The organism is Niallia sp. Sow4_A1, assembly GCF_052116745.1.
In the GTDB taxonomy this organism is placed as follows: Bacteria; Bacillota; Bacilli; order Bacillales; family Cytobacillaceae; genus Niallia; species Niallia hominis.
This window is the reverse complement of sequence record NZ_JBQKKM010000002.1, coordinates 141,798-164,772: the sequence shown is the minus strand read 5'-3', so window position 1 is coordinate 164,772 and position 22,975 is coordinate 141,798. Positions and strand designations below refer to the sequence as shown.

Sequence of the window (22,975 nt, the reverse complement as noted above, 5' to 3'; positions counted from 1 at the left end):
ATAGAAATGAGAAAAAACAAAAACAAAATTTTTGTCCAATAAACTAATTAGTCTACAATCGAAAACTCAGGAATTTGTTCTTAACAATTTTAACCCTGTGGATATTATTGAACCCATTTACAGAAAAAGTTACGGGATTATACTATACCAATACTGTGTTGATCAGAGATTTGTTAACAACCTCATCCATTTTAACAACGTGAAAGGAGATAGTTAATCTTGAGAATTTCGTTTGCTTATATTCGCCGTTCCTCATATAAACAACAAGAAAATAACAGTGTTGAAATCCAGAAACAGCATATTAAAGAATTCGCAAAGCGGAATCAACTATCTGTCCCTGATCATCTGATTTACATCGAAGACGTTACAAGTGCATATTCCAAACGTGCAGCTCAACGGAAAAAATTAATGGAACTGGGCGAGAAAATGGTTGAAATGAATATACCAACCGTTATTTTCCACGATATTTCTCGTATGGATCGTACTGGTTATTCATTCACTATTGATTTTTATCGCCCAATGCTAGCAAAGCTCCCGGAACTTGAGATCTACACAACAGATTTTAATAAACCTCTTGATCTTGAAGATACTAGTATCAAAATGAATTTCTTGTTATTTCAACACGAATCAGAAGTAAAATCTGAGCGTGCAGTAGGTAATTTAACAACTTTTTTAGAAAGTAAAGAAACATTTAGACCCGGATCAAAAACTCCTTATGGATATAACCAGATAAAAAAACAAAAACACCAACAACATTTGGAACCCAATGAAAATGCTGAAATTGTATCTTTTATTTTTTTCCTGTCAAGCTGGGGGAAATCCTTACAAAAAATAGCTACATTTTTAAATGAAGCAGAGATTCCTTCTCCAAAAGGCGGTATATGGCGGTCTAGCACAGTTGAAAACATACTTAAAAATCCAGTTTATACAGGTAAATTAATTTGGAATGTACATAAGAGGAATGATGATGGGCAAAAGAAATTCATTTTTGAAGAATCACATCAACCTATCATCAACAAATTCCTGCCTCAATTAATTAAACAAAACAATCATTTGCAAAAAACATTCGGCCGGATAGATACACCTTTTTTATTTTTAAACAAAGTGAAATGCAGACATTGCAATAAGTCTTTAAGCACACAGAATGGCTCTACTAAAAGAAATGGTTCCAAATACGACTATCAATACTATGTATGTAAAAGCTGCGGATATAAAGTTGGCACCCAAGATCTTCACGACAAGTTTATCCCAAAAATACTAAATCGTGTAAAGAACTCAATTTCAACAACCCAGATAAAACCTAAGACATTGGCTTTTATTGAAGAAATGAGTGAAGCAGTTGAATCAACTATTGATTCAAATCAAAATCTCTTACAAAAACTCGAAGAAAAATTAATGTTAGCAAGAAATCTAGAAGATCGAGAACTTGAACTTAAAATTATGGAGTTTATCAAACAACATAAATATTCTTTGAAAGAATACACAAGCTGCCTAGAAACCTTAGAGCGTAATTATCAACTTGTGGAAATGGATCAGTTCTTTCCTAGATTCAATGAAATACTAGACCATCGATTAGGATCAGATGAAAAAAGACTAATCATCCTGTATTTTGTAGACTGTCTTGTTCTCTCTACTGACAAGGAGGCGGAATTGCATTTCAAACAAAATATTTTCTCCGACCTTATTGATTCACTTAGTGGATGAAATACCGAAATGTAAATGATGTTCAATGGACAAAAAACCGAACAGTTAGCTGTTCCAAAAATACCGCCTTTATTAACTTTAACCAGAACCCCTATAATTAGGGGTTTCGTTAAAGGCTTGTTCGGTACTTTGTCCAGATTGGTATACCATTACGGACGGATTACCGAAAAATTATTATTAGTATGGACGGAATATCGAAATTTATACATAGATAAATGAACAGTAAGGAGACTTCACAATGAATTCATTAGCAACTCAGATAAGACCATTGAATGTGGTCAATACTATGCATACAAACCCACCAACATCTCATTACTTTACTACTTATGGTGGTGATCGTGTTTTGAGATGTGCAATTTATGCTCGTGTTTCCACTGATCTGGAGACACAAAGAACTTCTATCGATAACCAGATCGATCTATTTCGAAATTATGCTGCCCAGAATAATTGGGAGATCGTAGAGATCTATACTGACAAGCAATCAGGAACAAAAGGGAACCGTCCCGGCTTAAAGAAACTAATTGAAGACGGTAAGGCTGGTTTATATGATGTGATATTAGCTAAGGAACTTTCCAGATTAGCTAGAAACGGCAGATTGTCTTACGAATTAAGAGATACCTGCTTAGTTAATAACATTCATATTGTCTGCCTTGATAACTCTATTAATACAATTACCGGGGACGTACAAAATTTTGGTCTTTTTGCTTGGTTGTATGAAAATGAGTCAGCAAATAGCAGCCGAAGAAATAAGGCTGCCAAACTTACAAAAGCTAAAAGAGGTTTATTTGTAGGTTCCAATCCACCTTATGGATACTACTCAGACAACGGTAAGCTGAGAATTCGTGACGATAATACACCGGAAATTGTTAAACGGATCTTTAGAGAATACCTCGATGGTAAAGGAATGGATTCAATTGCCAAAACTTTCACAGCTGAAAGAATTGCAACTCCTTCTCAAATTGCAGGAAAGTCTAATGCATCACCTTTATGGCACGCATCCACAATAAAGAACATTTTAAACAATCAACATTATTGTGGTGATCTTGTTCAGAACAGAACTGAAACTGTTTCGGTTACAACAACAAAGCGAAGGGTTCTTGGCGAAGACCAAACTACAATCCAAGAGAACACTCACGAGCCAATCATCGCGAAAGATACTTTCCAGGCTGTCCAAAAGATGCTTCAAACAAGAACACGTACAAGTACAGCTCCTAAAAAACATTTATTTACAAATGTTTTGTTCTGTGAACATTGCCAAAAGGGAATGTGGTTCAAAGCTAATCAAAAAGGTTATAGGTGTGGCGGCAATATTAAACACGGAGATGCTTTCTGTGAAAATCGAGTAGTTATCCGAGAAAAAGAACTAAAACACATAATCACCGAAGATTTACGCGAGCTATTTAAATCCATTCAAGATGATGAGTTCTTAAGAAGCCTACAAACGAGGCTTGATCAGAAAAAAACTCTGTTTAAAAATGAGCTGACAAAAATCGAAAATAAAGCAAAGAAATTACGTTCTAGAAAGAAAGATTACCTTGATATGTATGCTGACCAAATTATATCTCGAGAAGAACTGGTTGAATATAGAAAGCAGATAGATCAGGAAGTAGCTGAACTCGAAACAGCCAAGATTGAGTATCAAGAAAGGCTTGAAGAGTGTGAAAGTGAGAACTATACAATTGATTTAGGCAAGAAGCTTAAAGACGTTTCATTACTAGATGATTTAACTCCTTCAATCTTGCACTCGTTGGTGAATAAAATAACCTGTAGCATAGAAGGTAATCTACGAATTCATTACAACTTCGTAAATCCTTTCGAAGAACGAGAATAGGCAACCACCACAAGGGTTAGTTGCCTTCTTTTAAAATGAGTTGCGAGATACATTCAACGTGCGCCGTATGCGGAAACATATCCACTGGCTGCAAGTACTCCACCTTATAATCCTTGGATAAATAATCAATATCCTTCGCCAAAGTAGATGGGTTACAAGAAACATACACAAACTTCTTCGGTTTAACCTTTTTAATCGCATCTAATAACTTACGATCACAGCCTGTTCTCGGCGGATCGACTACAACCACATCAGGACGCCACCCTTCTTCTACCCACTTCGGCAGCCAGTGTTCTGCTGTTCCTGTTACATAGGTTGCGTTTTCGATACCGTGTTTATCTGCATTTTTTTGTGCATCTGTAATCGCAGCTTCGATCGTATCCATCCCTCGGACTTCGCTTGCGCCATCTGCTAGCCATAAGCCTATTGTTCCAACTCCGCAATACGCATCGGCAATCTTTTCTTTCCCTGTTAAAGCAGCTGCTTTTTTGACTTCATCATACAGCTTTACTGTTTGCATAGGATTCAATTGGAAGAACGCTCTTGCAGACAGCTCGAAGTTTAAATCTCCTAGTGTTTCTTGGATAACCTCTTCCCCACTTAAGTGAATTGTTTTTTCTCCAAAAATAAGGGAAGTTTTGTTGCCGTTTATGTTTTGGACTAATGATTTCACTTCTGGTAATCTTTTTTTGATTTCGGCCATCACTAGTTTTTTTCTTGGCATTTCTTTTTGCGTTGTAATCAGTACAACTTGAACCTCTCCAGATTCAAAGCCAGCACGCGTAACAATCGTACGAACGATTCCCTTTTGCTTGCGTTCGTCATAGATTGGAATCTGGAATTCTTCTAAGATTTTGCGAACTTCTTCTGATACTTTGTTCGTTAACGGATGTTGTACCATGCAATTCTGAATTGGAATTAGACGATGGGAATCAAGTCCGTATAGACCTGCAATGATTGCGCCATTTTTTTGCTGTCCCACTTGGAATTGGCTCTTATTGCGATAGTTCCATGGATCTTCCATTCCGATGGTTGGGCGAATATCTAATTTATCGATTTTCAGCTTTGTATGACGTTCTAATGATTGGATAACGATATCCCTTTTTTCCTGTAGCTGCTGGTCATAGGCTAAATGCTGAAGCTGACATCCACCGCATTGCTCGTAAATGGGACATGGTGCCTGTACGCGAAAGGGGGAAGATTTTCTTATCTTCTTTACCTTTCCTTCCGAAAACTTAGGCTGAACCTTTGTTGCCTCCACTACTACTTCTTCTCCTGGAAGAGCACCTGGCACAAATACAACCTGTCTTTTAAAATAGCCGACTCCTTCGCCATTTATGCCTAATCGCTTGATTGTTAATGGAAAGGTTTGTCCTACCTTCAACTTTGCCACCGTATTTTGCTGTTTATCTTTCATCTATAATAACTCCTATTATCTTCTATTAAAAATTTACTATTATCTTTCCTCATTCTGTCTTCTTCATATACTAATGCTTCTGCGATAAAATATCCAGTTTCTATTATGAGTGGATGTTGAAATAAATTCCCATCTAATAGAAAAAATACATTCCTTAGGTAAATAGCACTGCAAATAATTACATGATTTAGCACTGAGTTAATAGTAGGTTAATAATACTTTTATAGACTAGGGTAGTACGAAAAATTACTTTGTTGAGGTGATTCTTTTGAATTTTAAAAAGTTAACATTTGGAATGATGACCGCTTTACTTTTCACAGGAATGTAAGTTGGCTGTTCTGACCAAAATGATGATCAAACAGAAGATAGGGAAACTGAAACACCAGCAGAGAATGAAACAGAAGAATAAGTAAAGAAATATAAAAAACGCAAAGAAGCTGATTTACCATTCCAGTTTCTTTGCGTTTTCTATTTGGATATTAATTGACTTGATAAATAGAAACGATAGAATACTCAGCAGAATAACACACAAATTCAATCTTCATCTGAACTTGTTTTTTGTTTCATGGCAAAATAGTCTTTTAGCATCACCTGATTTTCCGCTATATCTGCAAGTGTGTATTGGTCCAATACTTTGAAAAATTGTTCTAATGCATTGTTCAGGACATGTTTTAACGAACATACCGGCGTAATCACACATGCATTTTTATCCTCAAAGCATTCAACCAAATAAAAATTCTCTTCCGTTTTGCGGATAAGTTCTCCTATATTGATGTCAGCTGGATCCTTTGCTAAGCGAAAGCCACCGCTTCTGCCTCTAATTGTTTCGATATATCCTAGTTTTCCGAGATTGAAAATAATCTTCATTAAGTGATTTTTTGATATCTGATAAACTTCGGATATTTCTTTTATATTTGTAAGTTTGGACGTTTCTTGTGTTGCCAAATAGATTAATACTCTCAAAGAGTAATCAGAATAATTAGTTAACCGCATAACTCTATCTCCTTTTGTTATTTTTACGGTTTTGATAGTGAAAATGTGAACATTTTGTTAAACATGTTAAAAACAGTGAAAAAGATGTATTTAAAATCTTGCTTTTATGTTGACAGACTTTTATCATAAAAGATGTATTTAAAATATTACTTTAAAAGAAGGTTATAAAAATGCTATCACAAAAAACAATGGAGATTATTAAATCTACTGTACCAGTATTACAAGTCCATGGTACACAAATAACTACTGTTTTCTACAAAAATATGTTTTCGGCTCATCCTGAACTTCTGAATATTTTCAACCATGCTAATCAAGCAAAGGGACGTCAACAAACCGCTCTCGCTAATACCGTATTAGCAGCAGCACAAAATATTGATCGACTCGAGACCATTATACCAGTTGTCAAACAAATCGCCCACAAACACCGCAGTTTAATGATTAAAGCAGAGCATTATCCAATTGTTGGTGAATTTCTATTAAAAGCAATCAAGGAAGTTCTAGGGGATGCTGCTACTGATGAGATTATCCAAGCTTGGGCTGATGCATATGGTGCAATTGCACAAGTATTTATTGATATTGAAAAACAAATGTATGAAGAAAGTGCTACTAAAAGTGGTGGTTGGTCTGATTATAAGGAATTTAAAATTATCAAAAAGGTAAAAGAAAGTGATGTGATTACTTCCTTTTACCTAGCTCCAGCAGACGGAAGCTCTTTACCAGCCTATGAAGCAGGTCAATATATTACAATCCGTTTATCAATTCCTGGAGAGAAATTCTTATTTAATCGCCAATATAGCTTATCAAGTGCAAGTAATAAAGAATATTTCCGAATCTCTGTCAAAAAAGAAGCGTCAGTAGAAAATCCGGATGGAAAAGTATCTAATTATCTACATAGTGATATAAATGTAGATGATACGTTAGAAGTTACTGTACCTGCTGGCGATTTTACGCTAATAAAAGAAGAAAGCCCTATTGTTTTTATCAGTGGTGGTGTTGGTATTACACCATTTATGAGTATGGTAGCAACAATTGCCGAAGAGCAGCCAAATAGAAAGGTAAACTTTATCCATTCTGCAAGAAACGGCGCTATCCAAGCATTTAATGAGGAGTTAATCAGTATAAAAGATAGAATCACTAACTTCCAGCTTTCTTATATTTACGAAAATCCAACAGAGAAGGATAAATTAAATCCTTTCTTTAAGAAGGCTGGCTACATTGACTCAGAATGGCTAAAAGAAAGTGCAATCGTTGCAGAAGGGGATTACTATGTTTGTGGACCAGTTCCATTTTTACAGACAGTAGTAAAAGGCTTGAAAGACAATGGTATCGATGATGCGCATATTCATTATGAATTCTTTGGACCATCATTAAAATTATAAGCTAGTTCATATAAAAGCGAATGTGTTTTAATTAAAAACGCAAAAAAGGAAAGCCGAGTTTTTTTCACAACTAGCTTTCCTTTTCTATTAATGAATATCCCGTTTTTTAAAGTTTCCGCCCTTTACTTCTGAAACATCGTAAATAGCGACAAACGCTTTAGGATCTAATTCATGTATTATTTCCTTCATTTTTCTTTCTTCCATGCGGCTGACTACACAGGTGATTTCTTTAAATTGTTCGTTAGAATATCCGCCTTCCGCAAGCGTATAGGTAGCACTACGTCCTAAGCGATCACGAATCGTTTCTACCATTATTTCCGGCTCTTCTGTAATAATTTTAAATGTCTTTGATCCACTTAAACCTTCTTCTACAATATGGATTACTTTAGAGGCAATGAAGTATGCGATAGCGGATAAAATAGCTCCTTGGAGGCCAAATACCGTAGACACGAAAATAAAAACAAACATATTTAAAAATAAGATTAAATCACTTGTTCCAAATGGTAATTTTCTTGAAAGCAATACAGCTAACATATCAATTCCATCTAATGCCCCACCGTTACGTAAGGCTAAACCCATTCCAAAACCGATGATAATCCCACCAACAACCGTTATCAGAAGGGTATCTCCTTCAATTATTGTTGGAACATGATGCATTAAACTTGTACTGACAGCTAAAGATAGTATGCCGATAACGGAATATACAGCAAAACTTTTCCCTATCTGTTTATATCCTAAAAATATAAAGGGAATATTTAATATTCCAATTAAAATCCCGAGGGGAAATCCAGTTAACTGAGAACCAACGATACTTAAACCTGTAACTCCTCCATCAGAGACTGCATTTGGAATAAGGACTGCTTCTAGTCCATACCCTGTGATAATTCCACCAATTATCACTAATAGTGCTCGTGAAGCCATAAGAAGCTTCTTTTGTTTTTTCTGTGTTTTCTTCTGCAATTTACTTTCCTCGTTTCAAACTATTTAAATAATCAGCTTATTTAGCTTATATTTTACCATAATTACTATTATTAAACGACTAAAGGAAATTCACTCCCTATTCAATACTTCTCCACAAATAAAGGGAAGCATAGCTTAAATATGGATGCCATTTTGGAAGCATTGCCTCCATTTCCTCTTTTGTTGGTTTTTGTTCTAATTTTAAGAGTTTCTTGATGGCATTTTGAATACCGATATCTGCTAGGGGAAAAAGATTATTTCTCCCTAAACCAAATAGCAATACATTCTGAATTGTCCATTGACCAATACCCCGATAACGTAGGAGTTCTGCCATAATTTCTTCATCCGACTTTTCATATAGGCTGTCTATATGTAAATTACCTTTCTGAATTTCTTTTGATAGATCTATAATATACTCTGCTTTTCTCGTACTAAATGGAAGGGCTCGCAATTCTTCCACAGTCAATCTTGCTACCGTTTCAGGCAATGGATAAAACCAAACACCATTTTTTTTAATCCCATAAGTAGTAACAAATCTTTGTGTTAAAGTAAATGCGAATTTAAGGTTCAGCTGTTGATGAATGATACATTTCACAAGACTATTATATGGGTGAAAATCCAACACAATTGGCGTGCCATAATGCTCTTCAAAAATTTGCTTTAAATTTGATTTTTGAAAATGTTCATGAATGGCTTGCAAGGATACATCCCATCTGAAAATTCTACAGATTTCTCTCTTAATGAGCTCATGTATGGATGTGTCCACCTCATCAAGCTCTACCAGAAAGGTTGGGTTATCCGTTGTTCCAGTTGCTTGTACTTTCACTACAATCGGTTTTTTATGTATACGAATTGGTACTTTGACCCATCTTTCTTCCTTGTTCAGGACATGCAATGGGTCCAATGCTAGCCGACTTAATACCAAATCAAAATTATATGGTCCTGGAATGTTAATTGTATGCAAATAGCATCACCTGTTCTCATTTTACTTTTATTATAGCATAATTAGAGGTGTACAAATCCATTGAAAAGCCCAAATGGAGGGGAGCTCTATTCGGGCGGGGAAACACTATTTAATGGAATATTCCTTCATCCATTTCTCTTTTCATTGTTAAATCATCTAAGCTTTTAAACGTATAGCCTCTTTTTTTCAAGTCCTTAATTGCTTGTTCCAATGCATCTGCATTATCTTTCGAGACAGTATGAAGCAATAAAATACAGCCTGGATGAACTTGTTTCATAATATTATCATAGCTATATTGCCAGCCTTTTTGCTGATCTGTCTTCCAATCCACAAAAGCAAGGGACCAGAATACTTGCGTGTAGCCAAGTTCTTTCGCAAGCTTTAATGTTCTCTCACTAAAAATCCCACGGGGAGGTCGTAAATAGGTCATCCCTTTTTTCCCTGTTAGTGCCTCTGTCTCTGTTACCACTGATTCAAGCTCCTGTTTTAGCTTTTCATCACTTACTTGTGTAAAATCTGGGTGATGGTAAGAATGGTTGCCAATAATATGTCCTTCTGCTGCCATTCTTTTTACAAGATCAGGAGCACTTTTCAAATAATGACCTGTTACAAAAAAGGTTGCTGGCACTTTTTCCTTTTTTAATATATCTAGTATCTTACCTGTATAACCATTTTCATAACCATTATCAAAGGTTAAGTAAAGTACCTTCTTTTCGCTTGTATCTTTATAGTAAGCACCATATTTTTCAAGTAATTCATCTAATTCTTTTCCCGCTTCTGCCGGCTGCTCATTTACCCCTTTTTTAAATCCCCAGCTTAGCGGTTTATTGGATACATTCGCTAAAACAGGAAGTGACATGAAACAAAGAGCAGAAAAGAAAATAAACGTTTTGATGGCCAATTTCAATGAAATTCCTCCTTTGCCTTACATTCCTTTTGTTATTTTCTGTAGGCTGGAGGAATTCATTCTTGGTAATAAAAAACAACGAAATGGTAGAGAAAAAACGGCTAATATACAGCCGTTTTTCTCAAAATTTATTTATATACACGCTCTTTAAATTGTGCTAATTTTTCTAAGGAAGACATTTCAATATCTTTATGCAGTGAATTGCCATGGGCATCCATAGTAACTACGGCTTTAAATCCTTCTACCTTTAAATGCCACATTGCTTCTGGTATGCCAAATTGCATAAGATCTACCCCTTCTACTGACTTGATGCAATCTGCATAGTATTGAGCCGCTCCTCCAATGGCATTTAAATAGACGCCGCCATGTTCTTCTAACGCTTTTAATGTTTTTGCCCCCATACCGCCTTTTCCGATAACGGCTCGTATGCCAAATTTTTTCATGATGTCCCCTTGATAAGGCTCTTCTCGAATACTCGTTGTCGGTCCAGCTGCTTTAACCTGCCAATTTCCATCCTTATCTTTTAGCATTACTGGTCCACAATGGTATATAATTTGCCCATTTAAATCAATTGGCGCATCATTTGTACTTAAATACTTATGAATAGCATCTCTGCCTGTATACATCATGCCCGTAATTTCAACTACGTCTCCAACTTTCAATTGACGGATAGCCTCTTCACTGATTGGTGCCTGGAGTGTAATAACTTCCTCTGTAGCAGCTGCTTCATCCTGCTCATCAGCTTCTGCCTTAAAGTTAATTTTATCCCCTTCTTGGTATTGCCATTCCTTGATTTCACCTGTATCAGGACTTACAGAAATCGCTAATCTGCGGAATGCCCAGCAATTATAAGCAACAGATACAAAGAAACTTGCAGGAATCCGGTTCATCACACCAATTTTACAGCCTAAAAGTGTTGTTTCCCCGCCAAATCCCATTGTACCTATTCCTAATTTATTGGCATTTTCCATTATATAGTCTTCAAGTTCTGCTAATTCTGGGATATCGTTTGTATCATCTACCGAGCGAAAAAGCTGCTCCTTCGCTAAATCATAGCCAGCAGAGCGGTCTCCACCAATTCCCACACCAATGAAACCAGCACTGCATCCTTGCCCTTGTGCCTGATAAACTGAATGTAGAATACATTTACGGATTCCGTCTAAATCGCGTCCGGCTCGACCTAAACCTTCTAATTCACTAGGAAGACTGTATTGAATATTTTTATTTTCACAGCCGCCACCTTTTAAAATTAAACGAATATCGATATAATCCTTTTCCCATTGTTCAAACTTAATGACAGGTGTACCTGCCCCTAAATTATTTCCACTATTCTCCCCTGTAAGAGAATCAACAGAATTCGGTCTAAGCTTACCATTTTTTGTGGCAAGTTCCATGCTTTCGTAAATAGCTGCTTTTATTTCCAGCTGATTGACAGCAATTGGTGTCTTAATTTTAAAAGTTGGCAACCCTGTATCCTGGCATATAGGTGAGACTTCCTTATCTGCCATACCAATGTTTTGCGTAATCGTTGCTAAGCTCATCGCAGAACGCGTTCCAGCATTTTCTGACGCTGTAGCTTTCGCAATTGCCCGTCGTACATCTTTCGGAAGATTGGTCGATGTTTCTACAATTAAATCGTAAATGCTCTTCTTAAGATTTTCAAAATACATGCTTCTCCCCCTCATTTGAAAAATGCAAGGAATCCTTGCAAATTTTATTATTGCATTCAAATAACTCCCTATTAAAAATTATACTCTTCTCTCCTTCGTTAGAGAAGTGATTTGCAATCGTTTACAGAAATATCCCAAAAATCTCTATTAAAAATGCTTGGATGAATTTTTCACCCAAGCAGCTCTTTATTACATATCTCTATGTTTAAATTCATTACATTTCGATTCAATTTCGTCTATCATTTCAATTAAACGATCAATATCTTCTAATTCTGCTTCTTCTGGATCAATCGCATCTAGTACATCCATAAACATATTTAATCTTGTCTTTAAAAAAGTAACTTGCTCATTTTTATCATTAATAGAACTCCCCAATGTATTCTCTCCTTTCAAAACTTCCTAATAATCGTATCGAATTTTCTCCAATTCGGCAACCTTCCTTATTATAGCTTTACACATGTGTTATCTTTTTACCCCCTTATTCCATTGTTTTACTAGTTGACTGCAATTGAAATAACGACTAAAAGGAGCATCTAGCAATACAATCTAGATGCTCCTTTCCCCATATACGCTATTCCATGTTGCCTTATGAAAGTACCGTATCTGTTTTCATCACTTCTCTATCTGCTGTAGCAGGAAGCTGTGGCTTTTCTTCTAAATCGGATGATTCAATAATTTGATCTTTTGTCATGATGATTTTTTTTGTAATCCGTTTATACTGGTTCATTGTTTGAAAATAAAGCTGTTTGAAATCATCTGAAATCTCTTTTAAATCCTTTGATCGTTCTTTTAAGGTAGATTGAATCTGCTTGTACAATCCTTGGGTCTCTGTCGCAATTTCCTTTATTGTATCAGCAGAAATACTCATTCTATCCTTAAAATTACTCTTGAACTCATCAGGATTTTCTTTATAGTTTTGAACAAAACGAGTGCCTGTGTCCTTAACATGTTCTACCTTCTGGATTGTTCTTCTTCTTGTGGCTGGATCAATAAGAGAAACCGTGACACCAATGACACTTCCAATTACTAAGCCTGTTACTATTTTATTTCCTTGCTTTGTTGCATTAGACATATCATCCATCTCCCTTCTTCTCATTATTTGTTTCTTTTCCCCTACAAGCATCATTTAAAACAGCTGTTTTCTAAAAGATTTCAATAGGAAAAAAGAATTAGTTGAAAAAAATTAGCAGCCGAAATACGCGTAGTCTCCTATGGAATATACGCAAGCCCCATGGAAGGCGAAGTGTTTTTCGGCGGCGAGCGATAGCAACAAACTTTTCAATAAAAGCCTAAAACAAAAACATTTGACAGATAGGATTTTTCCTTTAATAATGACAAGGGGCCATTTCGTGGCATGATAATGATAAAAATTGCATTCTATACCTTAATTGTACATAGATATAGTTTAACTATTCTTTTAAAGGAGCTTAAAATGATTACAGAAAAAAATATAATTACTCCAAGCATTGACCCTTGGGAAGCTTATATGGATATGGAACAGCATGGAAAATTAACTTTATCCAATATTGAATTCACCACAACCACCTTATGTAATATGCGCTGTGAACATTGCGCTGTTGGTTATACGCTCCAGCCCAAAGATCCGAATGCCTTGCCAATTGATTTATTGTTGAAAAAACTGGATGAAATTCCTCATTTGCGCTCCCTTAGTATTACAGGCGGAGAACCAATGATGAGTAGAAAATCTGTGGAAAATTATGTCGTGCCGCTTTTTAAATATGCACACAGTCGCGGCGTAAAGACACAGTTAAATTCCAATCTAACACTAGGACTTGATCGTTATGTACCAGTAATTCCTTACTTAGATGTATTGCATATCTCCCACAACTGGGGAACAGAAGAGGAATTTGCAGAACGCGGCTTTGCCATGATGGCACGAAAACCAACGTATGAGCAAAGAGGCAAACTATTTAACAACATTATTACAAACAGTAGAGCATTAGTAGAAGCAGGAGTCGTAGTTTCTGCAGAGACGATGCTTAATAAACGTACCCTCCCTTATTTAGAACATATCCACCGACAAATTGTCGAAGAAATGAAATGTCAAAGGCACGAGATTCACCCAATGTACCCATCAGATTTTGCTTCTGCTCTAGAAACTTTGTCTTTAGATGAAATTAGAGACAGCATCAACCATCTTTTAGATATTCGTGATGAAAATGTGTGGATGCTATTTGGTACACTTCCATTTTATCCTTGTAACAAGAAGGAAGAAGACTTACAGCTCTTAAATCGCCTTTATTCTAGCAAAAATGTTACGGTTCGCAATGATCCAGACGGTCGTTCTCGCTTAAATGTAAATATTTTTACCGGCGACGTTATTGTGACAGACTTCGGCGATACGCCAGCACTTGGAAATATCCAACAAGATAATTTAGAGGATATTTTTCAAAAATGGCTGTCTACTGATTTAGCCAGCTCATTAAATTGCCATTGCCCTGCTGTCAAATGCCTCGGTCCAAACGTACTTGTAAAAAATAGCTATTATCAAGATGTTGATTTTACTACGAGAAAAGCATTAATTAGTAGATAAAGGAAATCAGTGCTCATTTTTGAAAGAATGGGCACTTTTTTAATTGGTTTTGAGTATGTAACAGCTTTTTGAAAACTACTCTCTGCTCTTCCTGTTGCTTTTTTGGCGTTCTTCCTCCCCATCAAAACTACTTCCCCCCCCACCATTCATTCCAAAATCTCCCCCCCCATAAAAAAAGACTGACAACCAATAGTCAGCCTTTTCTTTCCCTATTTATTTCGGCCTTTCGCTCGCCAAAAATCCAAAGGAAACATGATCCTGTACTGGAATCCATGCACCAAGTCCTTGAGAAGTTACATTCTTAACGACTATTGATTTCTTGCTTCCTTTAAGCATGATATAAACTTCTCCATATGTCACTTTCCCTTTTTCATTGACAGCAGGAGCATATCCATATAAATATCCTAGTCTTTTAGGAGGAATATTATAAATTTGATCCTTCTTAGTCCCTGTACCAATTACCGTTTCAAAAGCAAGCGATAATCCTGAATTTTGTGTCGCTTTCACTAACATCATTTTCTTTACTTGCTCCGCATTCGGTACCTTGGCAGTTAACCCACCTCTTACTGTTTTCTGTGCTTCTTGTACATAATGGATTTGATATGGGGACTTGCCACCACGGTTATCGTAAAAATTAGTATTTATTTTTTGATACTCCCAATTCGGTGCTGTTTCTGTTGATTCATAGTTAAGGGGCCACTGTCCTAAATATACAATCGCTTTATAGCCGAGAGCAAATGGCGTACTATTCACCGTAGACTCATTCAGCATCCGGATTAAATCTGGATTGTCGATTTTCACCTTTGAAGAATTAATAAGCTTTTGCGTTAATTCACTAGGCTGTAGCTTCGGCACGTCCTGAGTCGGATTAGGATACGTATTTTCCTTTGTTATATTCATAACGGAATTAGGTATGGTAATAATTTTGGATTTCGGTAGGTTTTCCTCTTTTTCTTTCTCTTTTGCTTTTTCCGCATAAGTTAACATTGGAAGCATTAAGAAAAAAGATAAAAGCACAATTGTAATTTTCTTATACATAGCATGTTTGAACTCCCTTCAAATAATCATCCATAACTATAATTATTTTTTTCGGAGTTCGCCTAGATTATCCATTATTACATTATTTTTTTCTAACTTCTATTTCACTACAAATTTTCCTGTTAATTTCGAGCAATACGGATGGAAAAATTGGATAGAAGGACCAAGCCCAATAGCAATAATGAGTGTACCAAGTCCAATTGGGCCATTTACTAAAAAGGCGAATAATAACGCAAGTATTTCTCCAATTAATTTGGCAGTCATAAGATTTACGCCAAATTTTTCTTGAATAGTAACCATAAAATGATCGATTGGATTTAAAGGAAATTCCGATTGTAAATAAAGAGCTATGCCTAAACCAATAATAATTAATCCTGTAATAAGTAAAAGTAATTGGCTCGCAAACATAAAATAATGAAGCTGATTGACGAGATGTGCCATCCAGAAATCAACAAAAAATCCTAAAATAAATACCGTTGCAAGTGATAATAAATTGGGCTTTTTGCGTAAAAGAAAAGCATTAATGAATATAAGGACGATTCCTATAATCACAATCCAGCTTCCTATAGTAAGTCCCACTAGATGAGATAGTCCTACATTGAGTGCATCCCAAGGACCTGCTCCTAGGTTTGCCTTAATGGTCAACGTAGCCCCAAATGCTAATATAAAAAGCCCACCAACATAGATAGCGCATCGAAAAAACAATGACATTCCCCTTTTTACTCCTTCCTCATACATGCTTTTATCGCTACTTTCATACATATGCATAAGAAATAGGAAACTTGTCCAAAATTCGCAAAAAAATAATCAGAATATTTACATTTATCGGTTATTATAGTATAATAAAGCCATCAAATAAAAGGAGGGTAGCTATTTTAGATCGCTTGTATTTTAGTAAAGGAGGAAAATAAAAACCTTTGAATATTCATCAATCAGAATTTTATCCAAACAATAAAAGGAAAGAGGTTGGTGATCCGATGGAAGCGACATGATAGATTCCCTATAAAACATATTTAAATCAACGAATACTTAAAAAAGACTAATTTTGATTAATAAAGAGGTGGATTTACAAAAGAAAGCCTAGCCGCTGTAAAGAAAGCGGCTAGGCCTTGTTATTTCTCTATATTCCCTATACGTTTTAAAGCAAATAAAATCCAATCCCCATAATCGCATAAGCAGCTAATAAGGTTGCTCCCTCAAACCAGTTCGTTTCCCCGTCATTCGAAATACTCACCATTAATAACACCGCTGTTACCATACTAATAAGTTCTGGCAGTGTAAATACTAATGACATTCCGCTCGGGAAAAATAAAGAGATTAGCACTAATAATGGAGCAACAAACATGGCAATTTGCAGCGTCGATCCTATTGCAATTTCCACAGCAATATCCATTTTGTTCTTATAGGCCATTACAACCGCTGAAGCATGTTCTGCTGCATTTCCAACGATAGCAACAATGATAATACCGATAAATAACTCTGACCATCCAAAGGACTCTGCTACTACTTCAAAGGTATGAACTAAGTTTTCGGACACATAAGCAACAGCAAGTGTTGCGATTGCTAAAATGGTGATGCTTTTTTTCACGGACCATTCTGGAGTTTCCTCATGACCATGTCCAGCTTCGCCATTCTTTTCGACTTGATAAACTCCACGATGAGTTACAAGCTTGAACAATAATGCACCTAAATATAATAAAATCAAAATAATAGCTATTCCGATACTCAAAGAAAGTGTTTTTCCTTCATTCATATTCATCGTAAATACTTCTGGAATAACAAATGCAACGATTACCGCAAAAATTAATAGACCAGAATTGTGGCGAGCATCAAAAACATTAAATTGCTGTCTCTTATACTTTAAACCCCCAATGAAGAAGGACAAACCTGCCACAAGCAATAAATTCCCTAAAACAGATCCAGTTAAGGATGCCAATACAACTTCCGTTAAACCTTCACGTAATGCAAATATAGCAATGATTAATTCTACTGCATTACCAAAGGTTGCATTCAATAATCCACCAATTCGAGGACCAGCAACAATTGCTAAGCTTTCTGTCGCTCTTCCCATAAAACTAGATAAAGCGATGATTGTAAGACAGTAAATTACAAACATAACAATGCTTGACCAATGGAGTAATGTGCCAATTATCGATACTGGAACCCCGATAAAAGCTGCAATCATAAATATTTTATTAACCATTTTTTCGCTTCCTTTCTTCTATCACTTTCATATAATTTCCCATCCAACCGGAGGCTAAACTTATTATACAGCTACTTTGCCCAAATATAACCAATTCTCTAAAAAAATGTTTCTGCTTTTCTTTTTGTCCATTAACTTTCTTAACCCTTTTAAAAAATCTATTGCATTACTGTTCAATCCCATTTAACATCTTTAGGGAGACTAAATATAAACAACAGGTAAATCAATGGGGAGAATAATATGAACAGTAAAAAATTTGCAGTACTAATTAGCATTGTCAGTATTTCTGGATTTAGTCAAGGAATGCTGCTTCCATTAATAGCAGTCATTTTTGAAAATGATGGTCTTTCTTCTAGTTTAAATGGTTTAAATGCAGTGGGACTCTATATAGGAATTCTTCTGATTTCTCCGTTTATGGAATATCCTTTGCGTAAATATGGCTATAAACCTGTAATTGTTTTCGGCGGGTTGATTGTCATCCTTTCATTAGCCCTTTTTCCACTATGGAAGACCTTTTGGTTTTGGTTCCTCCTTCGTTTATGTATCGGAATTGGTGATCACGCCCTTCATTTCGCTACACAAACTTGGATAACGACAGCATCACCTAAAGAAAAACGGGGACGAAATATTTCTCTATATGGGGTTTTCTTTGGTATAGGATTCGCAGTGGGACCATTATTAACACCTTTAATCAAAATTAATGAATCCCTTCCTTTCATTCTTTCATCCATTATGTGCTTTATCGCATGGATCTTTATTTTATGGATTAAAAATGATTTTCCAGAGCAAACGGTAGAAACTAATTCCTTTATCGATACGATGAAACGCTTTTCCAGTGCTATGAAGTATGCCTGGATTGCCTTTCTTCCACCGCTTGCCTATGGATTTTTGGAATCAAGCTTAAATTCAAGTTTTCCAGTGTATGGTTTGAGAATCGAATTGACAGTTGTCCAAATTTCGTTTTTACTTACTGCCTTTTCCATCGGTGCAATAGTCTTTCAGCTTCCTTTAGGAATGATTAGCGATAAGTTCGGTAGAAGACAGACACTTATAACCATTTTATTTATCGGCACTGTCTGCTTTTCTTTTGCCAGCATCCTGGAGACTTATTTAATCGGTTTAATTATCTGTCTTTTCCTTGCTGGAATGGCAGTTGGCTCTACCTTCTCTTTAGGAATTAGCTATATGACTGACTTAGTTCCATCCAATCTACTGCCTACTGGAAATCTTCTATGCGGTATGGCCTTTAGTGTCGGTAGTTTAATTGGCCCTTATTTAGGAGGAGTATTTATTCAATATTTCCAGCATATTAGCTATTTTGTAGTGATAGCTACCATCTTATTAGCTGTTTGCTTGGTGATTTTTATCTTTGGAAAAAAAGAAAGAAAAAACCATCGTTTGGCAGAAGCAAAATGATGTTCAGCACATACGATATGTGGTAGGATAAACACATACAACTAAATATCAAAGAATTATTTCTATTTGTTTTTTCTGCTGTCACCTTTTTAGGTGGCAGCTTTCGTGTTTTTTAAGGGTATTGAACTTGATTCTCTCTCTCAATAAGAGATAAAGAAATCAAAAATATTTAGTTATTTAAAGGAGGAAATGAAAATGTCCACAGAAACTGAATTAAAATCCTTCGTACAATCAACTTTAGAAGTGAAGCCATCTTTATTTGCAAAGCTAGCTCCCCATCTCGAACTTATTGCTGCTGGGATAAGTGGAATTTTTATTTTGATAGGATGGATCTTAAACCACTTGGATTATTCGCATCTATCTATCGCTTTATACTTGCTCGCTTTTGTGATTGGTGGTTATGCCAAAGCAAAGGAAGGTATCGAAGAGACAATTGCAAATAAAGAATTAAATGTGGAAATGTTGATGATCTTTGCAGCGATTGGCTCATGTCTTATCGGCTATTGGGCAGAAGGAGCCATACTAATCTTTATCTTTGCTGTAAGCGGTGCGTTAGAAACATATACAATGAATAAAAGCAACAAGGAAATATCTGCGCTCATGAATTTACAGCCTGAGGAAGCAGTAAAAATACAGCCTGATGGTCGCGAAGAAATAGTTCCTGTTTCCTCTCTTACCGTCTCAGACACTATTTTAATTAAGCCAGGTGAAAGAATCCCGGTTGATGGTAAAATTGTGAAAGGAACAACTGCCATAGATGAAGCAGCCATTACAGGCGAATCGATACCGTTAACGAAGGAAATAAATGATGAGGTGTTTGCAGGTACGGTAAATTTAAGTGGATCTATTACTGTGATACTTACAAAACATGCAGATGAAACACTATTCCAAAAGATTATTACATTAATTCAATCTGCTCAAAGTGAGAAATCGCCTTCTCAAGCATTTATCGAAAAGTTTGAGGGGGCCTATGTCAAAATAGTGTTGTCAATTGTTGTCCTGCTTATGTTCCTTCCTCATTTTTTTCTAGGTTGGTCTTGGAATGAAACGTTCTACCGAGCAATGATTTTCTTAGTTGTAGCATCACCTTGTGCATTAGTGGCAAGTATTATGCCAGCTACCCTTGCTGCGATATCAAACGGAGCAAGAGCAGGAATCCTTTTTAAAGGTGGAGTTCATCTGGAAAATCTTGCCCATGTAAAAGCGATTGCTTTTGATAAAACAGGAACGTTAACAAAAGGTATGCCTGTCGTAACAAATGTGATTGTTCATGACGAATATTCAGAAAAAGAAATTATCCAATTAACAGCTAGCATTGAAAGCCATTCGAACCACCCTTTAGCAAAAGCAATTGTTCGATACGCTGAGCAGAAATATAAAGAACCGTTAAAACAGCCTGAAAGCATTCAGGATAATTCCGGCTGGGGTGTTACTGCAAAGATGGATAATGCAGAATGGAAAATCGGGAAAGCCGCTTTTGTTGGAGAAAAAGAAGCGAAAAATTTCCAGAATGAAATATTTAATCAGTTATCAGAAGAAGGAAAAACCGCTGTATTTGTCCAGCGAAATGACGAAATAATAGCGTTGATTGCCTTAAAGGATATAGTCCGAAAAGAGTCGAAAAAAGCAATTGAACACTTAAAGCAAAACGGTATTTATACTGTTATGATTACAGGAGATAGCGAAAAAACGGCCAAAGCCATTTCCAAAGAAAGCAATGTTAATGAATATATTGCTGAATGCCTACCAGAAAAGAAGGTAACTTCCATTAAAGAGTTGAAAGAGAAATATGGTATCGTTGCAATGGTAGGAGATGGAATTAATGATGCGCCAGCGCTTGCAACAGCAAATGTAGGGATTGCGATGGGAGAAGGAACAGATGTTGCCTTAGAGACCGCAGATGTCGTATTAATGAAAAATGATTTACCACGTATTGCAGAAGCGATTCATCTATCCAAACGAATGAATCGAATTATTAAACAGAATATTATCTTCTCTATCTCTGTTATCATGCTTCTTATCGTTTCGAACTTCTTACAAGTCGTTGCCCTTCCTTTTGGAGTGATTGGACATGAAGGAAGTACAATCTTGGTTATTTTGAATAGCTTGCGGTTGTTAAAAAGTTAATACAAACAGCTCTAAAGAGACGAATTTCAATATGGATTCGATGGAGCGAAATTCATCAGAACGATACCCTTAAGGCTCTTCTTATAATACTTTAAAGAAAAGTTCCGCCTGTTAATCTAAAAGAACTCCCATCATAGTGAATACTATAATGGGAGTTCTTTTAGTTAGTGATAGCCGTTTTGCCCGTTGGCAGATCCAGATGTTTTATGCTTCGGCTTGCTTTTTCCTTTTTGTTTAGTACCGCCATCTTTTTTTGTATGCTTTGTCATTCTAAGTTCCCCCTTATTTAATGTTTTCCCCTCTAATAGTTTGTTCCGATTGCCTCCTTTTATAAAGGTAAAAAACGGATACCATTAACAAGGCTCTTTCTTTCTCTCGGTGAAGTAGGCATTAATTTCGCCACCTAATATAATGATGATTCCTGTTATATAAAACCAAATCATTAGAACAATAATCGTTCCAATACTTCCATATGTCGCCGAATAATTACTAAAGTTACCTACATAATAGGAAAATGCTAAAGAAGCAAGAACCCAACCAATCGCTGCGAAAATGGCTCCGGGAATAGCAGAAATACATCTAAGTCTCTTATTGGGAGCAACCCAATAAAGAGCAAGAAACACAATAAATAAAATGATTGGAGAAGCAAGAAACCTTAATGTGTTCCACATCGATAAGAATTCTTCTGTTAAGTCAAATTGGGAAAATAAAAACATCCCTATTTGTTCTCCAAACACAGGTAACAGTAAAGCTACTACCACTACTGCAATCATCCCAAGCGTCAATAAAATAGACATTCCCCTTGCAACAATAAAAGATCTAGTTTCTTCGACATCATAGGCTTTATTTAGTGCCTTTACGATAGCATTTAATCCATTAGAAGCAGACCATATTGTTGCAATAATCCCGAATGATAAAAGACTAACATTTCTACTCAACACTTGATCGATATTTGTTTCAATCGTATCCATGATATCTCCAGGTGCAAAACCATCGACTACTCCTAATAAGTCTTCCTTTGATATCGGTAGATAGGGTAGGAGCGTCATAACAAAAATAAGTAACGGAAAAATAGATAAGAGAAAATAATAGGATAACTGTGCTGCAAGATCAAATACACTATCTTGTTGGATTTTCTTGATGAGAACCTTTATAAATGGAATGACCTCTCCCATACAAAATCACCGTCCTAACAGTTCTTTTATGTATGTCTATTGCCCTTTACAGCCCTATTAAAACATATGGCACTGATAAAAAAAGGCATCTATTAAGGAGAAAAGGAAGAAAAACTGGGCAAACATACATGCCTAAATGATAGATTGAAATAGCGATTTCCCTATCATTTAGGCACATCTAAACCTTTTCCCTCGAGTATTACTCCCCTTATATTTTAGTAACAAATGCAAGGAGGAGAACAATTCTCTAAAATATTATCTTCTTTCTGATCCTGTCTCAGGTATATAGTTAATGCTAGAAACAAGCTTTCTTTCCTGATTTCTCGTGTCACCATTGAAAAATGCTTCCTTCGTATCGTGAATGATGCCTGCTACTACTGGTGTTATCCCTTTTAATTCTTCCAATTGCTTCTTTACAAAAACTGCATCATCCGAAATTTTCACCGCTGTTCTTTTTATTTTTTCCGCAGTACTATTAAGGCTAGTTGTCATATGCTCATAATCCGTTACCACATCTTTTGCATGCTGCATATTCGTAACGGCATTTTGCCTTGTATGCTTGTCCAATAGACTTATGGCTGTTCCAATAAGGCTCCCGATAAAAAGTCCTTTTGATATACTCATTTTCATCCACTAG

The 22,975-nt window shown here is 36.0% G+C and carries 19 protein-coding genes; 6 read left to right on the top strand and 13 right to left on the bottom strand.

The window, feature by feature from the left end; all coding sequences use genetic code 11:
- Positions 1-219 precede the first annotated feature (219 nt).
- Complete coding sequence (locus ACTQ5K_RS01980; RefSeq protein ID WP_441993393.1) at positions 220-1,704, top strand: recombinase family protein; 1,485 nt, start codon at positions 220-222, stop codon at positions 1,702-1,704.
- Positions 1,705-1,942: 238 nt separating this feature from the next.
- A complete protein-coding gene (locus ACTQ5K_RS01975; RefSeq protein WP_441993391.1) occupies positions 1,943-3,535 on the top strand; it encodes a recombinase family protein in 1,593 nt (530 codons plus the stop codon).
- Positions 3,536-3,551: 16 nt separating this feature from the next.
- Here ACTQ5K_RS01975 and rlmD read toward each other — a convergent pair whose 3' ends face one another.
- Positions 3,552-4,952, bottom strand: a complete 1,401-nt coding sequence (gene rlmD, locus ACTQ5K_RS01970; protein ID WP_441993389.1) for a 23S rRNA (uracil(1939)-C(5))-methyltransferase RlmD — start codon at positions 4,950-4,952, stop codon at positions 3,552-3,554.
- Positions 4,953-5,486: 534 nt separating this feature from the next.
- The gene (locus tag ACTQ5K_RS01965; protein ID WP_031537450.1) at positions 5,487-5,945 is read right to left on the bottom strand and encodes an RrF2 family transcriptional regulator; all 459 of its coding nucleotides are present in this window, start codon (positions 5,943-5,945) and stop codon (positions 5,487-5,489) included.
- 170 nt (positions 5,946-6,115) lie between these two features.
- On the opposite strand from ACTQ5K_RS01965, the gene hmpA reads away from it, so the two are divergent.
- Complete coding sequence (gene hmpA, locus ACTQ5K_RS01960; protein ID WP_031537449.1) at positions 6,116-7,324, top strand: NO-inducible flavohemoprotein; 1,209 nt, start codon at positions 6,116-6,118, stop codon at positions 7,322-7,324.
- A gap of 87 nt (positions 7,325-7,411) precedes the next feature.
- Here hmpA and ACTQ5K_RS01955 read toward each other — a convergent pair whose 3' ends face one another.
- The 6 genes from ACTQ5K_RS01955 to ACTQ5K_RS01930 all read right to left on the bottom strand — a co-directional run bounded on the left by ACTQ5K_RS01955 (position 7,412) and on the right by ACTQ5K_RS01930 (position 12,897).
- A complete protein-coding gene (locus ACTQ5K_RS01955) occupies positions 7,412-8,245 on the bottom strand; it encodes a YitT family protein (protein WP_048718026.1) in 834 nt (277 codons plus the stop codon).
- Positions 8,246-8,381: 136 nt separating this feature from the next.
- Positions 8,382-9,248 (bottom strand): DNA-3-methyladenine glycosylase family protein, encoded by an 867-nt coding sequence (locus ACTQ5K_RS01950; RefSeq protein ID WP_441131462.1) that lies wholly within the window; start codon positions 9,246-9,248, stop codon positions 8,382-8,384.
- A 109-nt stretch (positions 9,249-9,357) separates the two neighbouring features.
- The gene (gene pdaA, locus ACTQ5K_RS01945; protein ID WP_081836630.1) at positions 9,358-10,107 is read right to left on the bottom strand and encodes a delta-lactam-biosynthetic de-N-acetylase; all 750 of its coding nucleotides are present in this window, start codon (positions 10,105-10,107) and stop codon (positions 9,358-9,360) included.
- Between the two features lie 176 nt (positions 10,108-10,283).
- The gene (locus ACTQ5K_RS01940) at positions 10,284-11,825 is read right to left on the bottom strand and encodes a fumarate hydratase (protein WP_031537443.1); all 1,542 of its coding nucleotides are present in this window, start codon (positions 11,823-11,825) and stop codon (positions 10,284-10,286) included.
- Positions 11,826-12,014: 189 nt separating this feature from the next.
- Positions 12,015-12,200: an SE1561 family protein gene (locus tag ACTQ5K_RS01935; RefSeq protein ID WP_031537442.1), complete on the bottom strand. Its 186-nt coding sequence runs from the start codon at positions 12,198-12,200 to the stop codon at positions 12,015-12,017.
- 211 nt (positions 12,201-12,411) lie between these two features.
- The gene (locus ACTQ5K_RS01930) at positions 12,412-12,897 is read right to left on the bottom strand and encodes a hypothetical protein (RefSeq protein ID WP_441993385.1); all 486 of its coding nucleotides are present in this window, start codon (positions 12,895-12,897) and stop codon (positions 12,412-12,414) included.
- 360 nt (positions 12,898-13,257) lie between these two features.
- Here ACTQ5K_RS01930 and yfkAB point away from each other — a divergent pair, with 360 nt between their 5' ends.
- The gene (gene yfkAB / locus ACTQ5K_RS01925) at positions 13,258-14,379 is read left to right on the top strand and encodes a radical SAM/CxCxxxxC motif protein YfkAB (protein WP_441993383.1); all 1,122 of its coding nucleotides are present in this window, start codon (positions 13,258-13,260) and stop codon (positions 14,377-14,379) included.
- A gap of 213 nt (positions 14,380-14,592) precedes the next feature.
- On the opposite strand, the gene ACTQ5K_RS01920 is transcribed toward yfkAB, so the two are convergent.
- The 3 genes from ACTQ5K_RS01920 to cax all read right to left on the bottom strand — a co-directional run bounded on the left by ACTQ5K_RS01920 (position 14,593) and on the right by cax (position 17,620).
- A complete protein-coding gene (locus ACTQ5K_RS01920) occupies positions 14,593-15,417 on the bottom strand; it encodes a YfkD famly protein (protein ID WP_031537438.1) in 825 nt (274 codons plus the stop codon).
- A 99-nt stretch (positions 15,418-15,516) separates the two neighbouring features.
- Positions 15,517-16,128: a YczE/YyaS/YitT family protein gene (locus ACTQ5K_RS01915; protein WP_031537436.1), complete on the bottom strand. Its 612-nt coding sequence runs from the start codon at positions 16,126-16,128 to the stop codon at positions 15,517-15,519.
- Between the two features lie 427 nt (positions 16,129-16,555).
- On the bottom strand, positions 16,556-17,620 hold the full coding sequence (gene cax, locus ACTQ5K_RS01910) for a calcium/proton exchanger (protein WP_441131330.1): 1,065 nt from the start codon (positions 17,618-17,620) through the stop codon (positions 16,556-16,558).
- A gap of 240 nt (positions 17,621-17,860) precedes the next feature.
- Between cax and ACTQ5K_RS01905 the strand changes: the two genes are divergently transcribed.
- Both ACTQ5K_RS01905 and ACTQ5K_RS01900 read left to right on the top strand, forming a co-directional pair.
- Entirely contained in the window at positions 17,861-19,036 is a 1,176-nt protein-coding gene (locus tag ACTQ5K_RS01905; RefSeq protein WP_031537433.1) for an MFS transporter, read from the top strand.
- Between the two features lie 195 nt (positions 19,037-19,231).
- A complete protein-coding gene (locus ACTQ5K_RS01900; RefSeq protein WP_031537431.1) occupies positions 19,232-21,163 on the top strand; it encodes a heavy metal translocating P-type ATPase in 1,932 nt (643 codons plus the stop codon).
- 353 nt (positions 21,164-21,516) lie between these two features.
- Here the strand turns inward: ACTQ5K_RS01900 and ACTQ5K_RS01895 are convergent, their stop codons facing one another.
- Both ACTQ5K_RS01895 and ACTQ5K_RS01890 read right to left on the bottom strand, forming a co-directional pair.
- Positions 21,517-22,338 carry a YihY/virulence factor BrkB family protein gene (locus ACTQ5K_RS01895; protein WP_031537430.1) on the bottom strand — a complete coding sequence of 274 codons (822 nt, stop codon included), beginning with the start codon at positions 22,336-22,338 and terminating at the stop codon, positions 21,517-21,519.
- A gap of 255 nt (positions 22,339-22,593) precedes the next feature.
- The gene (locus ACTQ5K_RS01890) at positions 22,594-22,968 is read right to left on the bottom strand and encodes a YtxH domain-containing protein (protein ID WP_031537428.1); all 375 of its coding nucleotides are present in this window, start codon (positions 22,966-22,968) and stop codon (positions 22,594-22,596) included.
- Positions 22,969-22,975: the final 7 nt, after the last annotated feature.